Source organism: Variovorax sp. efr-133-TYG-130, assembly GCF_030208835.1.
Classification (GTDB): Bacteria; Pseudomonadota; Gammaproteobacteria; order Burkholderiales; family Burkholderiaceae_C; genus Variovorax.
Window position 1 is genome coordinate 21,297 of sequence record NZ_JARVTD010000007.1, and the last position, 18,176, is coordinate 39,472.

The 18,176-nt window shown below is 68.3% G+C and carries 21 protein-coding genes; 8 read left to right on the top strand and 13 right to left on the bottom strand.

Features of this window, described 5'->3' with window-relative positions; all coding sequences use genetic code 11:
- Positions 1-2 precede the first annotated feature (2 nt).
- Together QRN67_RS08610 and QRN67_RS08615 are read right to left on the bottom strand one after the other, a co-directional pair.
- Positions 3-1,184, bottom strand: a complete 1,182-nt coding sequence (locus tag QRN67_RS08610) for an MFS transporter (RefSeq protein ID WP_285411642.1) — start codon at positions 1,182-1,184, stop codon at positions 3-5.
- 372 nt (positions 1,185-1,556) lie between these two features.
- Positions 1,557-2,339, bottom strand: a complete 783-nt coding sequence (locus QRN67_RS08615; RefSeq protein WP_081267833.1) for a UPF0149 family protein — start codon at positions 2,337-2,339, stop codon at positions 1,557-1,559.
- Positions 2,340-2,395: 56 nt separating this feature from the next.
- Here QRN67_RS08615 and QRN67_RS08620 point away from each other — a divergent pair, with 56 nt between their 5' ends.
- Both QRN67_RS08620 and QRN67_RS08625 read left to right on the top strand, forming a co-directional pair.
- Positions 2,396-4,093, top strand: coding sequence for an FMN-binding glutamate synthase family protein (locus QRN67_RS08620; RefSeq protein WP_285411475.1), 1,698 nt, complete (start codon positions 2,396-2,398; stop codon positions 4,091-4,093).
- Entirely contained in the window at positions 4,090-5,007 is a 918-nt protein-coding gene (locus tag QRN67_RS08625) for a BUD32 family EKC/KEOPS complex subunit (RefSeq protein ID WP_285411476.1), read from the top strand. Before QRN67_RS08620 ends, QRN67_RS08625 begins: the two co-directional genes overlap by 4 nt.
- On the opposite strand, the gene QRN67_RS08630 is transcribed toward QRN67_RS08625, so the two are convergent.
- The 5 genes from QRN67_RS08630 to QRN67_RS08650 all read right to left on the bottom strand — a co-directional run bounded on the left by QRN67_RS08630 (position 5,004) and on the right by QRN67_RS08650 (position 6,592).
- Positions 5,004-5,273, bottom strand: coding sequence for a hypothetical protein (locus tag QRN67_RS08630; protein WP_285411477.1), 270 nt, complete (start codon positions 5,271-5,273; stop codon positions 5,004-5,006). The genes QRN67_RS08625 and QRN67_RS08630 overlap by 4 nt on opposite strands.
- Positions 5,270-5,509, bottom strand: coding sequence for a hypothetical protein (locus QRN67_RS08635; RefSeq protein ID WP_285411478.1), 240 nt, complete (start codon positions 5,507-5,509; stop codon positions 5,270-5,272). The genes QRN67_RS08630 and QRN67_RS08635 overlap by 4 nt, the downstream gene beginning before the upstream one ends.
- A 62-nt stretch (positions 5,510-5,571) precedes the next feature.
- Positions 5,572-5,817, bottom strand: coding sequence for a hypothetical protein (locus tag QRN67_RS08640; protein WP_285411479.1), 246 nt, complete (start codon positions 5,815-5,817; stop codon positions 5,572-5,574).
- Positions 5,814-6,035 (bottom strand): hypothetical protein, encoded by a 222-nt coding sequence (locus QRN67_RS08645; RefSeq protein ID WP_285411480.1) that lies wholly within the window; start codon positions 6,033-6,035, stop codon positions 5,814-5,816. The genes QRN67_RS08640 and QRN67_RS08645 overlap by 4 nt, the downstream gene beginning before the upstream one ends.
- 128 nt (positions 6,036-6,163) lie before the next feature.
- Positions 6,164-6,592 (bottom strand): PIN domain-containing protein, encoded by a 429-nt coding sequence (locus QRN67_RS08650; RefSeq protein ID WP_285411481.1) that lies wholly within the window; start codon positions 6,590-6,592, stop codon positions 6,164-6,166.
- Positions 6,593-6,709: 117 nt separating this feature from the next.
- Here QRN67_RS08650 and QRN67_RS08655 point away from each other — a divergent pair, with 117 nt between their 5' ends.
- Positions 6,710-7,174, top strand: a complete 465-nt coding sequence (locus QRN67_RS08655) for a surface-adhesin E family protein (RefSeq protein WP_285411482.1) — start codon at positions 6,710-6,712, stop codon at positions 7,172-7,174.
- On the opposite strand, the gene QRN67_RS08660 is transcribed toward QRN67_RS08655, so the two are convergent.
- Positions 7,160-8,389: a THUMP domain-containing class I SAM-dependent RNA methyltransferase gene (locus tag QRN67_RS08660; protein WP_285411483.1), complete on the bottom strand. Its 1,230-nt coding sequence runs from the start codon at positions 8,387-8,389 to the stop codon at positions 7,160-7,162. The genes QRN67_RS08655 and QRN67_RS08660 overlap by 15 nt on opposite strands.
- An 82-nt stretch (positions 8,390-8,471) precedes the next feature.
- Between QRN67_RS08660 and QRN67_RS08665 the strand changes: the two genes are divergently transcribed.
- The 4 genes from QRN67_RS08665 (at position 8,472) to QRN67_RS08680 (ending at position 12,256) form a co-directional block, all read left to right on the top strand.
- Positions 8,472-10,271: an ATP-binding response regulator gene (locus tag QRN67_RS08665; RefSeq protein ID WP_285411484.1), complete on the top strand. Its 1,800-nt coding sequence runs from the start codon at positions 8,472-8,474 to the stop codon at positions 10,269-10,271.
- Between the two features lie 113 nt (positions 10,272-10,384).
- On the top strand, positions 10,385-10,978 hold the full coding sequence (locus QRN67_RS08670) for a cytochrome b (RefSeq protein WP_285411485.1): 594 nt from the start codon (positions 10,385-10,387) through the stop codon (positions 10,976-10,978).
- The gene (locus QRN67_RS08675; RefSeq protein ID WP_285411486.1) at positions 10,975-11,556 is read left to right on the top strand and encodes a YceI family protein; all 582 of its coding nucleotides are present in this window, start codon (positions 10,975-10,977) and stop codon (positions 11,554-11,556) included. The genes QRN67_RS08670 and QRN67_RS08675 overlap by 4 nt, the downstream gene beginning before the upstream one ends.
- A gap of 43 nt (positions 11,557-11,599) precedes the next feature.
- Positions 11,600-12,256, top strand: coding sequence for a YceI family protein (locus tag QRN67_RS08680; RefSeq protein WP_199851862.1), 657 nt, complete (start codon positions 11,600-11,602; stop codon positions 12,254-12,256).
- 39 nt (positions 12,257-12,295) lie between these two features.
- On the opposite strand, the gene QRN67_RS08685 is transcribed toward QRN67_RS08680, so the two are convergent.
- Positions 12,296-12,553: a hypothetical protein gene (locus QRN67_RS08685; RefSeq protein WP_081267820.1), complete on the bottom strand. Its 258-nt coding sequence runs from the start codon at positions 12,551-12,553 to the stop codon at positions 12,296-12,298.
- Between the two features lie 145 nt (positions 12,554-12,698).
- On the opposite strand from QRN67_RS08685, the gene QRN67_RS08690 reads away from it, so the two are divergent.
- Positions 12,699-13,343, top strand: coding sequence for a LysE family translocator (locus tag QRN67_RS08690; RefSeq protein WP_285411487.1), 645 nt, complete (start codon positions 12,699-12,701; stop codon positions 13,341-13,343).
- A 28-nt stretch (positions 13,344-13,371) separates the two neighbouring features.
- On the opposite strand, the gene QRN67_RS08695 is transcribed toward QRN67_RS08690, so the two are convergent.
- From QRN67_RS08695 to lptA, 4 genes are read right to left on the bottom strand one after another with little or no spacing between them, the layout of a single operon-like run.
- Positions 13,372-14,973, bottom strand: a complete 1,602-nt coding sequence (locus QRN67_RS08695) for a phospholipase D family protein (RefSeq protein ID WP_285411488.1) — start codon at positions 14,971-14,973, stop codon at positions 13,372-13,374.
- 10 nt (positions 14,974-14,983) lie between these two features.
- Entirely contained in the window at positions 14,984-16,591 is a 1,608-nt protein-coding gene (locus QRN67_RS08700; protein WP_106935947.1) for an RNA polymerase factor sigma-54, read from the bottom strand.
- Positions 16,592-16,611: 20 nt separating this feature from the next.
- Entirely contained in the window at positions 16,612-17,406 is a 795-nt protein-coding gene (lptB, locus tag QRN67_RS08705; protein WP_285411489.1) for an LPS export ABC transporter ATP-binding protein, read from the bottom strand.
- A complete protein-coding gene (gene lptA, locus QRN67_RS08710; protein WP_285411490.1) occupies positions 17,403-18,104 on the bottom strand; it encodes a lipopolysaccharide transport periplasmic protein LptA in 702 nt (233 codons plus the stop codon). Before lptA ends, lptB begins: the two co-directional genes overlap by 4 nt.
- Between the last annotated feature and the right edge of the window lie 72 nt (positions 18,105-18,176).

Below are 18,176 nucleotides of genomic sequence, written 5' to 3' on the forward strand. Positions count from 1 at the left end.
GATCAGGCCGAGGATGTCTTGGGCGCCGGCAGCCACGCGAAGGCCGCGATGCCCAGCACCAGCAGCGTGGCGATGGTCGCCAGCACGGCCGTCAGCGGGTCGGCGCCGTGCGCGGACGCCACCGAGGCGGCGACGCCGGTGCCCCACTGCATGAGCGCCACGCCGAGGAACATCGCCATCGTGAACACGGCCATCGCGCGGCCGGTGAGCGCGGCGGGGTAGGCACCGCGCACGTCGGCGTACTGCCAGACGATGAAGCCCGAGAGCACGCCGATCAGCAACATGCCCGCGATGTCCAGCCAGGCCGAGTGCAGCACCGCGATGAGCGCGAAGAGCCCCGCATAGCCGAGCGCGCAGATCACGATCCAGCGCCGCCGTGCTGCGCCGTCGCGGTCGAGCCGCCCGAACAGTGGTGCGCCGACCAGCGAGATCACCGACACCGCCAGCGCGACGTTGCCGCTCTCCACCAGCGAATAGCCGTGCCGCCCCATCATGAGCGGGCCGAGCCACAACCCGCGCAGCGAGATGAAGGCCGCGTACGTGACCGCGCCCAGCACCACGATGCCGAGCGTGTGCGGCATCGCGAACAGCGCGCCGAACTGGCGGATGGCCTCTGGCACCGATTCCTTCACCTGCGGCACGGCCGAAGCGGGCTCGTGCACCCAGTGCCAGATGGCGAGCCAGGCCAGCGCGGCCGCCACGGCCAGCACCAGGAAGCCCGCGCGCCATGAATAGGCCTGCACCAGCCAGGCCAGCGGCGTGCCGGTCACCAGCATGCCCAGCCCGCCGATGGCCAGCACCATGCCCGACACGGTGGCGAAGCGCGCCGCCGGAAAGTGCCGCGCGATGAACACGGTGCACACCAGGAAGGCCGGCGCGCAGCCCACGCCGATCAGCGCCTGCCCGGCCACCAGCACCAGGTAGCTAGAAGCCGCCGCCGACAGCAGCGCGCCCGCGATGGCGATGGGAAAAGCCACCAGCACCGTGCGCCGCACGCCGTGCAGGTCGATGCCGATGCCCATGAACAGCTGCATCGCGCCGAACGCAAAATGAAAAGCCCCCGAGAAAATCCCGAGGGCCTGGGCCGACAGCCTGAAGTCGGTTTGCAGCGGACTCGCCATGATGGCGCCGACCGTGCGGAACGCCTGGCTCAGCGCGACCCCGGCACACAGCGCCAGGACCATGACCCATGCCGCGCGGGGGGTCAGGGGTTCTGCGGCGGAGCGCTGCGCGGGGACCGAGCTCATGTCCGGGAATTTTCAGGGAGTTCTTGTCCGGGGCGCATGCACAGGGCGCCGGGTACTCCCCTCCGCGAATGTCCCCCGCCTTCGGCTCCTCCTTTATTTCGCTGCGGGGAGCACCCGGCGCCCTGTGCACAACGAGCGCTGCCGTTGTGCCGTTCGATCAACGCGTGCTCTGTCCAACGATCACGCTGGCGGGGTACCTTACGCAGCGAAATAAAGGAGGAGGCCGAAGGCCGGGAGACATTCGCGGAGCAAGGTACCCCGTCGGCGTGATCGCGCCGCGAAGAACAACGCCCCTCGAAAACGCCCCGGTCACTCACCGTGGCACTTCTTGTATTTTTTTCCGCTGCCGCAGGGGCACGGGTCGTTGCGGCCCGGCGTGGCTTCCTTGCGGATCGTCTCGGCCTTCGGGCCCAGGCTCTTCCAGAGCTGGCGCAGGTCGTAGACGGCCCAGATGGCGGCGCCGAAATCGTCCAGGCGCTGCTGGCTCACGCTGGGCGGGCCGTCTTCGCTGTACATGGAAACCGTGGGCTTGGCGTTGTCGTCCTCGGTCAGCGCGACGATGTTGTCGAGCGCGTCGTTCAGCATTTGCGCGGCTTCCTTGTCGCGCGGCGCGGCCCAGTCTTCGGGCCAGTTCTCCACCGCGTACATGAAGCCGAGCGCCCACACCTGGGCGAACGACGGAATGGCTTCGCCGGCGACTTCGGCGCGCTCTTCCTCGGGCAGCGAGGCGATGGCGCCGCGGGTGTCGAGCACCTCGGGCTGCCAGCTGCGTTCGTCGTCGAGCGTCTCGACGGGGGCGTCGAGGCCTTCCTCGATCTCGATCCAGCGGCGCTTCCAGTTCCAGACGAACTCCATGTGCTTGGCCGACGAGAAGCTGTCGCCCAGCAGCACGGGCCAGTACTCGGAAGGCATGATGGGGCGGCGGGTGCAGATCAGCGCGGCCATGAAGCCCTCGCAGAACTCCCACTGGGGAATTTCCTCGTCGTGTTCGCGCATGGCGTCGAGCGCCTGGTCGAGCGCGTCGAAATCGTCGGGGCCGAGGGGTGCGGGAGTGGCCGAAGCGGCCGGTGTGGGGTCGGGAATGGTCGTCATGGCAAGGTGGAAACAGCCCTCTATGATGCAGCAGGCTCCGGCCGACACTAATTTCTATGCCCACGATCATTCCGTTTCCGGCGCGCTACAGCGCCTTCGCCCTGTGTGTGGCCGGTCTCGTGGCGTGCCTCGCCTTCGTGCTGGTTTCGCCGCATCTGTGGCTTGCCTGGGTCGGGGTGGCCATCTTTGCGGTACTTTCCGGTACCGGCGTACACGACCTGCGGCAGACGCGCCACGCCATCCTGCGCAACTACCCGGTCATCGGCCACCTGCGCTTCCTGCTGGAGTTCATCCGCCCCGAGATGCGGCAGTACTTCATCGAGAGCGACTCGGAGGCCGCGCCCTTCTCGCGCGCCCAGCGCTCGCTGGTCTACCAGCGCGCCAAGGGCGACCCCGACAACCGCCCCTTCGGCACCCAGCTCGACGTGACCGCCGCGGGCTACGAGTGGATCAACCACTCGATGCAGCCCACCAAGCTCGCGAACCACGATTTCCGCATCGTGATCGGCGGCACGCCGCAGCCGGCCGACGCCGATCCGGCGCAGGTCTGCACGCAGCCCTACAGCGCCAGCGTGTTCAACATATCGGCCATGAGCTTCGGCGCGCTGTCGGCCAACGCCATCCTCGCGCTCAACCAGGGCGCCAAGATGGGCGGCTTCGCGCACGACACCGGCGAAGGCTCCATCTCGCAGCACCACCGCGTGCACGGCGGCGACCTGATCTGGGAAATCGGCTCGGGCTACTTCGGCTGCCGCAACGACGACGGCACCTTCAGCGAAGAGCGCTTCACCGCCAACGCGCGCGACCCGCAGGTGAAGATGATCGAGATCAAGCTGAGCCAGGGCGCCAAGCCCGGGCACGGCGGGGTGCTGCCGGCGCCCAAGGTCACGCCCGAGATCGCGGCGGCGCGCGGCGTGCCGGTGGGCGTGGACTGCATTTCGCCCGCCTCGCACAGCGCGTTCTCCACGCCGACCGAAATGATGCATTTCGTCGCCCGGCTGCGCGAACTGTCGGGCGGCAAGCCGACCGGCTTCAAGTTCTGCCTGGGCCATCCGTGGGAGTGGTTCGGCATCGTCAAGGCGATGCAGGCCACCGGCATCACGCCCGACTTCATCGTGGTCGACGGCGCCGAGGGCGGCACCGGCGCGGCGCCGGTCGAGTTCAGCGACCACGTGGGCGCGCCGCTGCAGGAAGGCCTGCTGCTGGTGCACAACACGCTGGTGGGCGTCAACCTGCGCCACCGCATCAAGATCGGCTGCGCCGCCAAGGTGATCACCGCCTTCGACGTGGCCCGCATGATGGCGCTGGGCGCCGACTGGTGCAACGCGGCGCGCGGCTTCATGATGGCGCTGGGCTGCATCCAGGCGCAGAGCTGCCACACCGGCCACTGCCCCACCGGCGTGACCACGCAGGACCCGCTGCGCCAGCAGGCGCTGGTGGTGCCCACCAAGGCCGACCGCGTGCGCAACTTCCACCGCAGCACGCTGCATGCGCTGCAGGAACTGGTGCAGGCCGCGGGCCTCGACCATCCGCAGCAGATCACCGCGCACCACATCGTGCGCCGCATTTCCGACACCGAAGTGCGCCTGTTGAGCAACCTGGTGATGCAGGTGCAGCCGGGCGCCCTGCTCGGCCCGCTCGACGCGCAGCACAATGTTTTCCGCACCTACTGGCCGCTGGCCAGTGCAGAGAGTTTCCAGCCCGTGACGCAGGGCCCGCAAGGGCTGGTGTCGGGCTTCGCAATGGCCGCATGAATCCACTGAAACGAGGCGCGAACGCGCGCCTGCAATCGCGCAAGGGCGCAGCTTCGGCGCCCGCGCCCCTCGACGCGCTTGCGCGCACGCCGGCTCCTGGCGACTACGCGGAGTTCCTGCGCGTCACCCTGCCCCGGCAGGAAAAGAACGTGGCCAGCCACCGCTTCGGCAGCGAACGCGTGTGGCTCAAGAAGGCCGGCCCCCGTCACGGCAAGTGGGGCTACCGCGTGATGGCCGCCGTGGCCCGCATGGCGCGGCTGGACATCATCAAGCCGGTGCCCAACCCGGGTGGCGAAGCGGCCATCGCAACCGAGGCCCGGCGCCTGAAGACGCTGGCGGCCGCGGGCCTGCGCGTGCCGACCGTGCTGGCGCAGCAGGCGGACGGCCTGCTGATCTCCGACCTCGGCGAAAGCGGCCGCGCGACCGTGGTGCTGCAGGAGCGGCTCGACCAGGCCGCCGCCGCCGGCCCCGCCGCGCTGCTGGCGGTATGGCGCGAGGGCCTGGCCGCCATCGCCGCCGTGCACGTGCGCGGCCAGCACCTGAGCCAGGCCTTCGACCGCAACCTCGTGCAGTGCCCCGATGGCGTGATCGGCTACATCGACTTCGAGGACGACCCGGCCGAAGTCATGACGCTGGCGGAATGCCAGGCCCGCGACTGGCTGAGCTACCTGCACTCGACGGCCATGATGCTGGAGGCCGCCGCACCGCAGGCCGCGGGCCAGCACTGGCATGCGGCGCTGGCCGGCGTGAGCGAGGAAGTGCGCGAGCGCATCGCGAACGCGGCACGGCGCATGAAGTGGGCGCAGAAGCTGCCGGCCAGCCGGCGCTGGGGGCGGGATACGCAACGGGTGCGGGCTGTGGCGCGGCTGCTGGGGCGGTGGCATCTGCAGCCTGCCGACGGGGTGCAGCACTAGCGGCGATCGAGCCGCTTCCGCCGCTGTCGCCATCTGCAGAACAGTCGGTCGCCGAGCCAGCCGCCAATGACGACAAGAATTGCCTGAGCGATAAGCGCGAGAACATAAGCCTTGGACAAGTCGTTGAAGTCCTGGGCCTTGTTCAATTCGTACCACTGCCCGATGGGAGCCAGTACGGCCTTGGTCACAAGAAAGCTGAACACCAGCGCGCTCGCGAGGATGCAGAGCAACCGAACGAGCAGTTGCATCCTGGCAGGCAGAGTCATGCTTCGCACCACCTCCTGCGCCATCTGCGAAACACCAGTTCGCCGAGCCAGCCTCCCGCAAACAGTGCTACTACCTGAACGGTGAGCGCGACCATGTACGCGCGACCCAGATCGTCGTCGCTCTTCGCCAAGTTGGACTCATACCAGTGGCTCACAGGGCCGATGAGTTTGTAGAAAGCGAAACCTAGCCCGATCGCTCCGGCAATGACGAAGAAAACGCGAATGATAAAGCTCATGTCACGAGGAATCAGGAGAAATTGTTGGCAGGCGACAGAAACGGTAACGAATGCGGGAAAACCTACTGACGGTCGATCCGCTTTCGAAGCCATTTGCGAAGCAGCCAGTCGCCAAGCCAGCCCCCAGCGATGGCGCAAAGGGCTTGTATTGCAAGGGCGACTACGAAGGCTTGCGTCAGATCGCTCTCGCTTTGAGCCTTGTTCATCTCGTACCACTGCCCAATGGGCACCAGGAGTCCCTTGGTCACAACGAAGCTGAGCGCGAGTCCGCCCAACACAATGCACATGAGGCGAAATAGGATCTTCATTGGACCTGCCAGAACCATATGGCTTGCGCCAGACGCATGTCAGAGACACCGGGGAAGCTTTCGAGGCTCAGGCTGGAGCGGATGAATGCCGCTCCCACGTTGATGGCACATTGATCCTTGTAGACGTCCTTGTCCAGCAAGGCGTCGTTGCCCTTGATCGCCGGATGGTTCGCCCAGAGGGTCGCAAAGGAAGGCTGCATGATTTTCCAGTTGCTCAAGGCGAGCAGAAGCCTGCGATGCCATCACCGCAACCCCTCGCCTTGCTGAAAATGTAGAGCCGCTTTCAAAGAATTCGGTGATGGAAAGGTTGTCAATTGATTCCTGACGCCAGGAACCAACGTCGCCGCTAGCCTCCGAACGCCGCCCGCACCGCCACGCCGCGCAGCGCCAGCCGCTTCTTCATGGACAGCACCGCCTTGTCCTTGCTCAGCAGCAGGGCGCCGTGCGCCACGGCCAGGTCGATGAACACCTGGTCGTCGGGGTCGCTGCACACGCAGGGCGCGCGCGGCGGAACACCCTCCACCATGCGCACGCGCGCGTCGAAATCGGCCAGCACCGCCGGCACCTGCAGTTCCCGCTGCGCCATGCGCCTGGCGATGAGCGGGTAGCCCAGCACGCGTTCGAGCTCCACGCGCATGGCGGCCGTGGCCAGCCAGCGCAGCTCGCCCGCGGCCAGCCGCTCGGTCAGGGGGACCCAGGCGGGGTCTTCGAAGACGAGCAGGTCGAGCGCGATGTTGGTGTCGATGACGACGGGGCCGGGTTCTGTCAACGTCATGGAATGTTCGGCAAATGCGGGCGATGTTGCACCATGCGGGGTCGGTGTCAGGTCCGCGTCGGGTCGGTACGCGAGAATACCGTCTTGCCAAACGCTTCCTCGGACAACGCCTCCTTCATGAAACGAATACCGCTGCTCTGCCTTGTCCTGCTCGCCTCGGCGGGTGTCAGGGCCGAGTGGCTGACCCTCACAGGCACGCCCGGGGACGCCGACAGCAGCTACGTGCAGGTCGATCCCGCCAGCATCGAGGTCGACGGCGCGCACCGCACCGTGGCGCTGCGCATGAACCTGCAGGCAGGGCGCCTGAACCGCGACGGCGTGAGGTTCCGCTCTTTCCAGGGCGTCGCCACGGTCGATTGCGACGCCCGCAGCGCCCGCTATGTGAGCGCAAGCTACTTCTCGCAGCCCAATTTCGTGGGCGAACCGGCCCAGGTGAAGCATTTCGAGGCGGGCGACGTTCGCCCGGTGACCTTGCCCGGCGCGCCGCCCGAGCTGGCCGCGCGCACGGTCAATGCAGCCTGCGCCGTTCGGCCGAAGCAGGCGCCCAGGCCAGAGGGCACCGGCGAATCACTTCCGCGCTGAGCCCGCGACCATGTCGAAGCGGAACAGCCGGCATTCGATGGGGCCGTTCCACATCGGCACGCGGCGCGACTCCTTCAGGCGCATCTGCCTGGGCAGCTTCAGGTCGGGCGTGAGCACCCAGGCGGTCCAGCCGGCGTAGTTTTTCTTCCAGTGGGCCGCGAGCTGGGGAAAGAACTCACCGCCGTCGCCCTGCTCGGTCTGCGCCGATTCGCGGGCGCCGAAGCGGCCGGTGCCGGCCACGCCGCCCACCTCGATCCGCTCGCCGTACGGCGGGTTGAGCATGATGACGCCGGCCTCGACCGGCGGCATGCGCTGCAGCGCGTCGCCGCCGCGGAATTCGACGGCCTGCGCCACTCCCGCGCGTTCCGCGTTGCGCTCGGCAAAGTCGACCATGCGGTGCGACACGTCCGAGCCGAAGATGGCGACACCGTTGTCCCGCGCGCCGGCCTCGGCCTCTTTCTTGATGGCGGTCCAGACATGCGCCTGGAACGGCAGCAGCTTCTCGAAGCCGAATCGCCGCAGCGACCCGGCCGCGATGCCGCGCGCAATCTGCGCCGCCTCGATGGCGATGGTGCCGCTGCCGCAGCAGGGGTCGTAGAGCGGCTGGGCCGACACCTCGCCGGTCTCGGGGTTCCACCAGCCGCTGGCGGCCAGCATGGCGGCGGCCAGGGTTTCCTTCAGCGGGGCGTCGCCCTTGTCCTGGCGCCAGCCGCGCTTGAACAGCGGCTCGCCCGAGGTGTCGATGTACAGCGTGCAGGTGTCGGTGGTCAGGTGGGCGAACACGCGGCAGTCGGGCCACTGGGTCTCGATGCTCGGGCGCACGCCGTTGGCCTTGGCGCGGAAGCGGTCGGCAATGGCGTCCTTGATGCGCAGGGTGGCGAAATTCAGGCTCTGCAGCGGGCTGTGCTGGGCCGTGGTCTCGATCTTGAAAGTCTGCCTGGGGGTGAACCAGATCTCCCAGGCCACGCCGTTGGCGATGGCGTAGAGATCGTTTTCATTGCGGTAGGGCGCATGGGCCAGTTCGACCAGCACGCGCTGCGCGAGCCGGCTGTGCAGGTTGAGCTTGAGGGCGTCGCGCCAGTCGGCGCGTACCCGCACGCCGCCGCGCAGCGTGAGCAGGTCTTGCCCGGCACGGCCGGTCAGGGCGTGCACCTCCTGGGCGAGGAATTCCTCGACGCCGGCGGCGCAAGGCAGGAAAAAGGAGAGATCGTTCACTGAAAGTTGGCCATCGGGAAGCCCGACTAGGGGACTCCATTGTCGCCTTGTCACAGCCCTTCTCTATATAGTCGATTCGCCGATGAACCCCATCCTCGTTCCACCGGCGGCATCCGCCGCCCCGATCGCCGCCGGAAGCGACCGCTTCGCCATCGAATGCGAGGTGCTGCGGCTCTCGGTGCGGCCCATCGGCCCGGTGCTGCTGGTGCAGTACCTGCTCAACTGCGGCGTGGCGGCGCTCTTCGCCTGGCAGTACTCGCTGTCGCGCGCGCTGGTGTGGATCGGCCTGATCACCATGGTGACGGTACTGCGCGGTTTCTTCCCGCAGCGGCTGCCGGAGCCGTTCACCCCGGCCACGCTGCGCGCGGCGCAGCGCCTGCACACGCTGCGCACCGGCATCTGGGAGCTGGCGCACGGCATGGCCGGCGTCCTGCTGTTCAACCCCGGGCGCGCCGACCAGCAGCTGCTGCTGGGCCTCATCCTCATGGGCATGACGCTGTCGTCGGCCTTCTCGGTGTCGTTCTATACGCCGGCCACGCAGCTGGCGATCACGCTGCTGCTGGCGCCGGTGATCGTCACGGGACTGTGGATGGGCTCGCCGGAAATGATGGCCGTGGCCGTCATCGGCATCGGCCTGATCGCGATGATGTGGAAGCTGGTGGCCGAGCGCTCCCGCCAGCTCGAGGAAAACATCGGACTGCGGCTCAACGAACGCACCCTGCGCGAACAGGCACTGGCGGGGCTGCGCGCGTCCGAACAGGCGCAGGCCGAGCGGCTGCGCTTCTTCTCTGCCGCCAACCACGACCTGCGCCAGCCGGTGATGGCCATCGGCCTGCAGGCCGAGGTGCTGCGCCAGCAGCTGGAAAGCGGCGCTGACACGCCGGCGGTGCAGCACACCGTGGCCTCGCTGGCGCGCGCGCAGCAGGCGCTGGAAGGGCTGACCAACCAGCTGCTCGAAATCGGCCGCATCGAGGCCGCGGTCGATCCGCTGCGGCCCGAGGCGGTGGCGCTGGCCCCGCTGCTGCAGGAACTGGCGAGGCAGGCGGGCAACGGGCGCGTGGGCGTGCGCTGCCCGGCCGGCGCGGCTGCCTGGACCGACACCGTGTCGCTGCGCCGCGTGCTGGCCAACCTGGTGGACAACGCGGTCAAGTTCACGCCGCGCGGGCGCGTGCTGCTGGCGGTGCGGGCGCGCCGCCGCGAGTCCGGCCCCGCCTGGCGCATCGAGGTGCGCGACAGCGGCATCGGCATTCCGGCGGAAGCGCAGGAGCGGGTGTTCAACGACTTCGAGCAGATCGGCAACGTGGAGCGCAACCTGCAGCGCGGCCACGGGCTGGGCCTGGCGATCGTGCGGCGGCTGGCGGCGCAGCTCGGCATCGAGGTGGCGCTGCGCTCGGCGCCGGGCCGGGGCTCGGTGTTCAGCTTCGAGCTGCCGGCGGCGCCGGACGGCGCGGCGGTGACGCGCGCCCTGCCCTCGCCGCAGGCCGGCAACGGCGCGGCGGCACACAACGCGCTGCCACCCGGGCTGGCCGTGCTCGTGGTGGAGGACAACGCGGTCGTGGCCGACAGCCTGCTGGCGCTGCTGCGGCAATGGGGCGTGGCGCCGCGCGTCTACGCCAGCGCGGCCGAGGCGCTGGCGCTGGCCGACCTGCGCGCGCTGGACGCGGCGCTGTGCGACATCCGCCTGCCGGGCACGCTCGACGGCATCGCGCTGGCCGAACGGCTGCAGCGGCAGAAGCCGTCGCTCACCATCGCGCTGATCTCGGCCGACATCAACGAGGCCACCCAGCGCCTGGCGCTGGAGCGCGGCTGGCATGCGCTGCGCAAGCCGGTGCAGCCGGACGAGCTGCACGGGGTGCTGCTGAAGGCGCTGCCGCCGGGCTGAAGGCGTCCGGCTCGGCCTGCGGTGCCGCTGCCGTTGCAGCGCTGGCACGGGCCGTGCAACAGCGTCACGGCTTCCGATATATGCTCCGCGCACAGGCCGCCGGACCTGCCCCGATGTCCACCGCCACTCCTCTTTCTTCCCTCCCCGCCGATCCGCGCAACCTGCGCTACGGTGGCGTCGCCATCGCCTTGCACTGGCTGCTCGCGGCACTGATCGCGGGCTCGCTCGGCGTCGGCCTCTACATGACGGGGCTGCCGTTCTCCCCCCTGCGCCTGAAGCTCTACAGCTGGCACAAGTGGGCCGGCGTCACCATCCTGCTGCTGTCGGCGCTGCGGCTGGCGTGGCGGCTCGGGCACCGGCCGCCGGCGTTGCCGGCCACCATGTCGCCGTGGCAGCTCTCGGCCTACCGCACGGGCCATGCGCTGATGTACCTGCTGTTCTTCGCGGTGCCGCTCTCGGGCTGGGCCTACAGCTCGGCAATGGGCGTGCCGGTGGTGTGGTTCGGCGCGCTGCCGCTGCCCGATTTCATGCCGGTCGACCAGCCCTTTGCCGAGGCGGTGCTGCAGCCGCTGCACAAGGGCTGCGCCTTCACGCTCGCGGGCGTCACGCTGCTGCACGTGGCGGCGGCGCTCAAGCACCACTGGATCGACCGGGACGGTCTGTTGAAACGCATGTGGCCCGCGCCACGCAAGGAATCCGCCGGATGAAGCGCCCTTACTTTTTCGTTCCCCTGGCCTTGCTGGCGCTTGCGCCGGGCATGGCCGCCTTCGCCGAGCCGCCGGCCGCGAAGCTGGTCGCCGACAAGAGCCAGATCGTGTTCGTCAGCAAGCAGATGGGCGTGCCGGTGGAAGGCACGTTCAAGAAATTCGACGCCCAGGTCGCGTTCGACCCGAAGAAGCCCGAGGGCGGCAGCGTGGCGCTGCGCATCGACACGGCCAGCGCCGGCTTCGGCATTCCGATGAGCGACGCCGAACTGCCCAAGGCGCCGTGGTTCGACGCGGCGCACTTTCCGCAGGCCACCTTCCAGTCGAGCGCGATCAAGGCGCTGGGCGACGGCAAGTTCGAGATGACGGGCAAGCTCACCATCAAGGGCACCGCGAAAACGGTGACGGTGCCGGTCGGCATCGCCCCCGCCGGCGGCAACCAGGCGGTGGCGACCGGAAGCTTTACGATCCAGCGCCTCGACTACAAGGTCGGCGACGGCGAATGGACCGACACCTCGATGGTCGCCAACGAGGTGCAGGTGCGCTTCAAGCTCACCATCGCGGGCCTGGGCCCGCTGTGAAGACCCGCCAGGCCGCGCCGCTGCTCACTCACTCCACTCTTTCATGACACACCCAGCCACCGCCGTGAAGAAAAAGCTCATCCTTGCCGCGCTGCTGTCGGCCGCGGCCTTCTGCGGCAGCGCCGCGGCGCAGGACTACACGGCGCCGCCCGTGGCCGTGAAGCCCGCGGGCGGACCGAAGAAGAACGCGAACTACGTGGTCGACCCGACGCACACCTTCGTCATGTACGAGATGGGCCACTACGGCACCACCACCAACCGCGGGCGCTTCAGCACCAAGGATGGGTCGGTGCAGATCGACGGCACCGGAACCAGCGGCAAGGTCGACATCACGATGGACATCAGCTCCATCAACACCGGCGTCGACCTGCTCAACCGCCACGTGCAGAGCAAGGATTTCTTCAACGTGGCGGAATTCCCGACCGGCCGCTTCGTGGCCGACCGGATCGACATCAGCGGCGACAAGGTGGTCGACGTGCCGGGCACGCTCACGCTGATGGGGCAAACGAGGCCGGTGACGCTGAAGGCGGTGCGCTTCAACTGCTACCTGAGTCCGCTGATCAACCGCCAGGTGTGCGGCGGCGACTTCGAGACCACGGTGGAACGCAGCGACTGGGGAATCACCTGGGGACTGAACTTCGGGTTCGAGAACAAGGTGAAGCTGCTGGTGCAGGTGGAAGCGGTCAACGTCCAGCCGTAGGCGCTTCCGGCGCCGTGGCTGGCGGCCCTGCCGGCCTGCCTACCTGACGATGGTCTTGCCGGGGCGGCTCGCGGCCAGCGGTTCGTCGCCGTCGTCCTTCGGGGATTTCAGCCAGTCGCGGGCGGCCATCAGGGCACGCGGAAGATTCAGCAAGACCAGCATCCAGGCACCCATCGCCACCGCCATCACCGCACCGAACAGCAGTTGCTCGGCCAGCGGCGCATCGCTCCAGTAGAAGAAGCTCAGCAAACAGGACAGGATCAATGCCCAGATGGCCAGAAGGTAGAGATTTTTCATTTTTGTGCACCGCGGAAGTCGGTACACAAAATGTAAACGAAAACATAATTTTAGTACTACTTAAAGTTTACTTTTCAGTCGTTGATCAGCGTGACTTTCTCCACGCTATTCACCCATTTCAAATTTCCACCAAGAGGCAGCCCCGATGGACAACACCCTTTCCTTGCTAGGCATCGCCGGCGCGATGGCGGTGGGCGCGATGAGCCCGGGCCCGAGTTTCGTGATGGTGGCGCGCACGGCCGTAGCCTCGCGCGGCGACGGGCTGGCTGCGGCGCTGGGCATGGGGGCTGGCGGACTGGTCTTCGCCATCGCGGCGCTTGCGGGACTGCAGGCGGCGTTCCTGGCGGTGCCGGGGCTCTACCTGGCGATAAAAGGCTTCGGCGGCGCCTACCTCGTCTACCTGGGTTTTCGCATCTGCCGCGGCGCGCGCCAGCCACTGGCCGTGACACCCGATGTGGGTAACTCCCCCGGCCGGCAGGGGCGTGGCGGCCGCACCTTCCTGCTGGGCCTGGCGACCCAGGTCAGCAACCCGAAGACGGCCGTGGTCTACGCCAGCATCTTCGCCGCCTTCCTGCCGCGCGAGGTGCCGCTGGTGCTGGCGCTGGCGGTGCCGGCCGTGATCTTCTGCATCGAGACCGGCTGGTACGCCATCGTGGCGCTGGCGCTTTCCTCGGCGGCGCCGCGCTCGGCCTACCTGCGCTACAAGGCCTGGATCGACCGCGCGGCCGGCGGCGTGATGGGGCTGCTGGGGGTGCGGCTGGTCTGGTCGGCCTTGCGCGGCGGCCACTGACCGGGCACCGGCCGCGCCTGAAGCAGGCCTAGAGCAGGCTCTCGGGCGTCAGCGGCGCCAGCAGTTCGAGCATGGTGCGGTCCCAGAAGCCCGAATCGGGCTCCTCGTGCAGCACCGTGATCTGGCCGGCATCGTCGCTGACCCATTCGATGCGCCCGTCGTTGTTGCCTTCGGCAAAGCGCAGCCGGTAGGCGCCCTGCTGCTTGAGCACGTCGAGCAGCTTGAGCATCTGCTGCGCCATTTCGGGGCTGTGGATGATCAGGCCGATCTCGGTGTTCTGCGATTCCGAGCGCGGATCGAAATTCATCGAACCCACGAACAGCGTGCGCCGGTCGATCACCGCCGACTTCGCATGCAGCCGCCCGACCGTGGTGCCGAAAAGCCCCAGCCGCACGCTGCGCCGGGTGCGCGTGGAGCTCAGCTCGTACAGGTCGGCGCCGAGCTTGAGCATGTCGGGCCGGTAGCGGCGGTAGGCGGTGTGCACCAGCGGCTCGTCGGTGGCTGCCAGCGAATTGGTGACCACGCTGATCTTCACGCCGCGCCCGCGGATCTCGCGCATCACCTCGAGCCCCGTGGCGCCCGGTATCAGGTAGGGCGAGACGATGGTGACCTCGGCGCGCGCGCGGCGCATCTGCTCGACCACGTTGTAGCGCACGCTGTCGACGTCTAGCAGCGGCACGCCGCCGTACGACGCGGTCTTGCCGATCACGCGGTCGGGCGAGTCGGCATAGGCCTCGGCCAGGGTCCAGATCAGGCCCAGCCTGCCGGCGTTCAGGTCGTCGGCGATCGGGCTGTAGCCCAGCAGGTCGTTGGGCGCGGGCGGCGGCGGCGGCGGGGTGGTGTCGGCGCCGGTGGCGGCGTCGAAGCGGCGCTGCAGTTCCTCGCGCGAAAGGTTGCTCGCCACCACCGACTGCACGGGGCGCACATAAGTGCTGTTCCAGTATTGGTCGAACAGGCTGCCGAGCCGGGGAATGAGCGCGCCGGTCACGAAGGTGTCGAGGTCTAGAAAGTTCTCGCCCGCCGTGCGCGTGAAGTACTGGTTGCCGATGTTGCGCCCGCCCGCCACCGCCATCGCGCCGTCGGCGATGAACAGCTTGTTGTGCATGCGGCGGTTCACGCGGCTGAAGTCGAACAGCGAAGCCGCGAAGCGCCTGACCAGGCTGCTGCGCCCGGCCGGGAACGGGTTGAACAGCCGCAGCTCCACATTCGGCGTAGCGGCAAAGCCGAGCAGCAGTTCGTCTTCGCCGGAGGTGTAGAGGTCGTCCATGAGCACCCGCACGCGCACGCCGCGCAGGGCGGCGTCGCGCAGGGTGCGCAGCAGGTAGCGGCCGGTCTCGTCGTTCTCGATCTGGTAGTACTGCACGTCCAGCGTGCGCTGGGCGCGGCGCGCGAGCTCTATGCGGGTGGCGAAGGCGAAGTCGCCGCCGGGCATCAGGCGAAAGCCGCTCAGGTCGGGGTCGGGCTGGGCCGCCATCGCGAGCTTGCCGAGCGCGGTGTCGGCCGACACGGCCATGGCCTTGGTGGGCGGGCGCGGCGCCTCGTCGGGCAGGGTGGCGCAGCCGCTGAACAGCAGCACGGCCAGCAAAGCGATCACCCAATGGCCCCAGCGCGACATCGGGAGACGGCTCATCGAAGGCTTTCTACAGGGCCTTGCGCAGATTGGCGGGCGCAATGCGCAAGGCCTCGCGGTACTTGGCCACGGTGCGGCGCGCGCACTCGATGCCCTGCTCCTTCAGCATCTCGGAGATCTGGCTGTCCGACAGCGGCTTCTTGATGCTCTCGGAGCTCACGAACTGCTTGATCAGCGCGCGCACCGCCGTGCTCGACGCGTTGCCGCCGGTCTCGGTGCCCAGCGCCGAGCCGAAGAAATACTTCAGCTCGACCGTGCCGAACGGCGTGGCCATGTACTTGGCGGTGGTCACGCGCGAGATGGTGGATTCGTGCAGGCCCAGTTCGTCCGCAATTTCGCGCAGCACCAGCGGGCGCATGGCCAGCTCGCCGTGCACGAAGTAGCTCTTCTGGCGCTCGACGATGGCGTTGCTCACGCGCAGGATGGTGTCGAAGCGCTGCTGGATGTTCTTGATGAACCAGCGCGCCTCCTGCAGCCGCTGCGAAAGCGCCTGGCTGCCCTCGCCCTTGTGCGACTTGAGCGCACCGGCATAGATGTCGTGCACGCGCAGGCGCGGCATGACCTCGGGATTCAGCATGACGCGGAACTTGACGTTGGTGCCGCGTCCGGTCTTGGTGACGATCACGTCGGGAATGACGATGTTGCGCTCGACGTCGACGAAACGGCGCCCCGGCTTGGGCTCCAGCCGCGCAATGACCTGCAGCGCCGAGCGCACCAGCTCTTCGCTGCTGCGGGTGAGCGTGGCCAGGCGCTTGAAGTCGCGCCGCGCGAGCAGCTCCATCGGCTGCTTGCAGATGGCGATCGCGGTCTTGTAGACCTGTGCCTGCTCTTCGTCCTCGTCGTCGTCCTCGGCAGCCAGCGCGCGCAGCTGGATGCTCAGGCATTCGCCGAGGTCGCGCGCGCCAACGCCCACCGGCTCCAGGCTCTGCAGCAGGCCGAGCGCCACCTGGAAGTGGTGCACCAGGTCGTCGAACTGGTCGTTGTCGTCGCCGGCCAGGCCCGAGGCCAGCGCGGGCAGGGAGTCTTCGAGGTAGCCGTCGTCGTTGAGCGACTCGATCAGGAAACGCAGCGCGGCGCTGTCGTTCTCGCTCAGGCGCAGGCTCAGCGCCTGGCGGTGCAGGAACGACTGCAGCGATTCCTGGCTGCGCGCGAGTTCGGTGGCGTCGGCGCGTTCGTCGTCGCCCAGGTTGTTCTGGCGCGCGGGAGCGTCGCTGCCCCACTCGCTGTCGTCGGGCGCCATGTCGACGGTGCCGTCGCCTTCCCAGTCGGGCTCGCGCTCGGCGATCTCGGCGGCGGGGCCGTCGGAGTCGGCCGTGGTGGTGGTGGCGGTCTCGGTCGAGGCGGTGGAGGTGCTGGCAGGCGGCGGGGTGAAGTCGCTCTCGCCGTCGCCGCCGTCACTGCCGTCATCGCGCGCCGCGGGCGCGTCGGCGGTGTCGAGCCCGAACTCCTCGCGCGCCGCTTCTTCCGCGGTGCGCTCGAGGAAGGGGTTCTCGTCGAGCATCTGCTCCACTTCCTGGCTCAGTTCGAGCGTGGAGAGTTGGAGCAGCCTGATCGACTGCTGCAGTTGGGGCGTCAACGCCAAGTGCTGCGAGACGCGAAGGGACAGCCCTTGCTTCATGTGGAGAACCCGACCCTTCCTTACATGCGGAAGTGTTCGCCCAGGTACACCCTGCGTACCTCGGCGTTGTCGACGATCTCCGAGGGCGTACCTTGTGCCAGCACATGCCCGTCGCTGATGATGAACGCGTGATCGCAGATGCCCAGCGTTTCGCGCACGTTGTGGTCGGTGATGAGCACGCCGATGCCGCGCTCCTTCAGGAAGCTGATGATCCGCTGGATTTCGATGACGGCGATCGGGTCGATGCCGGCGAAGGGCTCGTCCAGCAGGATGAAGCGCGGCTGGGTGGCCAGGGCGCGTGCGATCTCGACGCGGCGTCGCTCGCCGCCCGACAGCGCCAGCGCCGGCGAATCGCGCAGGTGGTCGACGCGCAGGTCGGCCAGCAGTTCGGACAGGCGCTCTTCAATGTGCTGCTTGGACAGCGGCGCGAGCTTGCCGCTCGCGTCGGGCTCGTGCTGCAGTTCGAGCACGGCGCGCACGTTTTCCTCCACCGTGAGCTTGCGGAAGATCGAGGCTTCCTGCGGCAGGTAGCTCAGGCCCATGCGCGCGCGGCGGTGGATGGGCATGTGGGCGATGGGCTCGCCGTCGATGGTGATGTCGCCCGCGTCGGCGCGCACCAGCCCGACGATCATGTAGAACGAGGTGGTCTTGCCGGCGCCGTTGGGGCCGAGCAGCCCGACGACTTCACCCTTCTGCACGTCGAGCGAGACGTCCTTCACGACCGTGCGGCTGCCGTAGCTCTTCTTCAGGCCGCGCGCCACCAGGCGGCTGCCCGGTGCGCCGTTGGCTTCCTGGGTTCCAGCGGTTTCGATCACTTGCGGGTTTCTCCATCGCCACCGAGCGTGGTGGTCGAGCGCAGGCCCGTGCCGGGCGCGGGCGTGGACGCTGCCGGCTTGGCTCCGGCCGGTGCGCCGGGCGCGGGCGCCGTGGCGGCCTTGGGTGTCAGGATGGTCTTGACGCGGCCGCTCGGGGACGACGCGTTGACCGCGGTGTTCGGCGGCACGGTGGAACCGTTGACCGTGTAGGTGTCGTTGCTCTGGTCGTAGACGATCAGGGCGCCGGTGCTCACGTCGTTCGGCGTGGAACCGAGCAGGCGGCGCATTTCCGCGTTGCGGATGAACTTGACGTTGTCGGCACGGCTGTCGTACTCGATGACTTCGGACTCGCCCTCGATCCACTCGTCGGGGGCGTTGCGCTTCTGCTTGTAATAGGCCCGCTTGCCGGGTGCCGCCGTGACCACGCCGTACTGGTAGCCCTCGGCGTCCTGGCGGACATCGAGCCGCGCGCCGCGGATGATGATCGTGCCTTTTGTTACCAGCACGTTGCCCGTGAACACGCTGGTCTGCTTGAGGTCGTCGTAGCGCATGGCATCCGACTCGATGTTCATCGGCTTGCTGCGGTCGGCGGTCTCGGCCAGGGCGCCCGAGGCAAGGCCGGCCAGCAGCAACGCGGCGGCGGCCAGGCGGCCGCCGCGACGCAGGAAGGGAGTGGTGGAGTAAGAATGCAATGTCATAGAGGCACGAAACTTGCTCGGCATTGTATGCGGCTGATTGCGACAACCCGCACGCACAGATGAAAAAGCCCG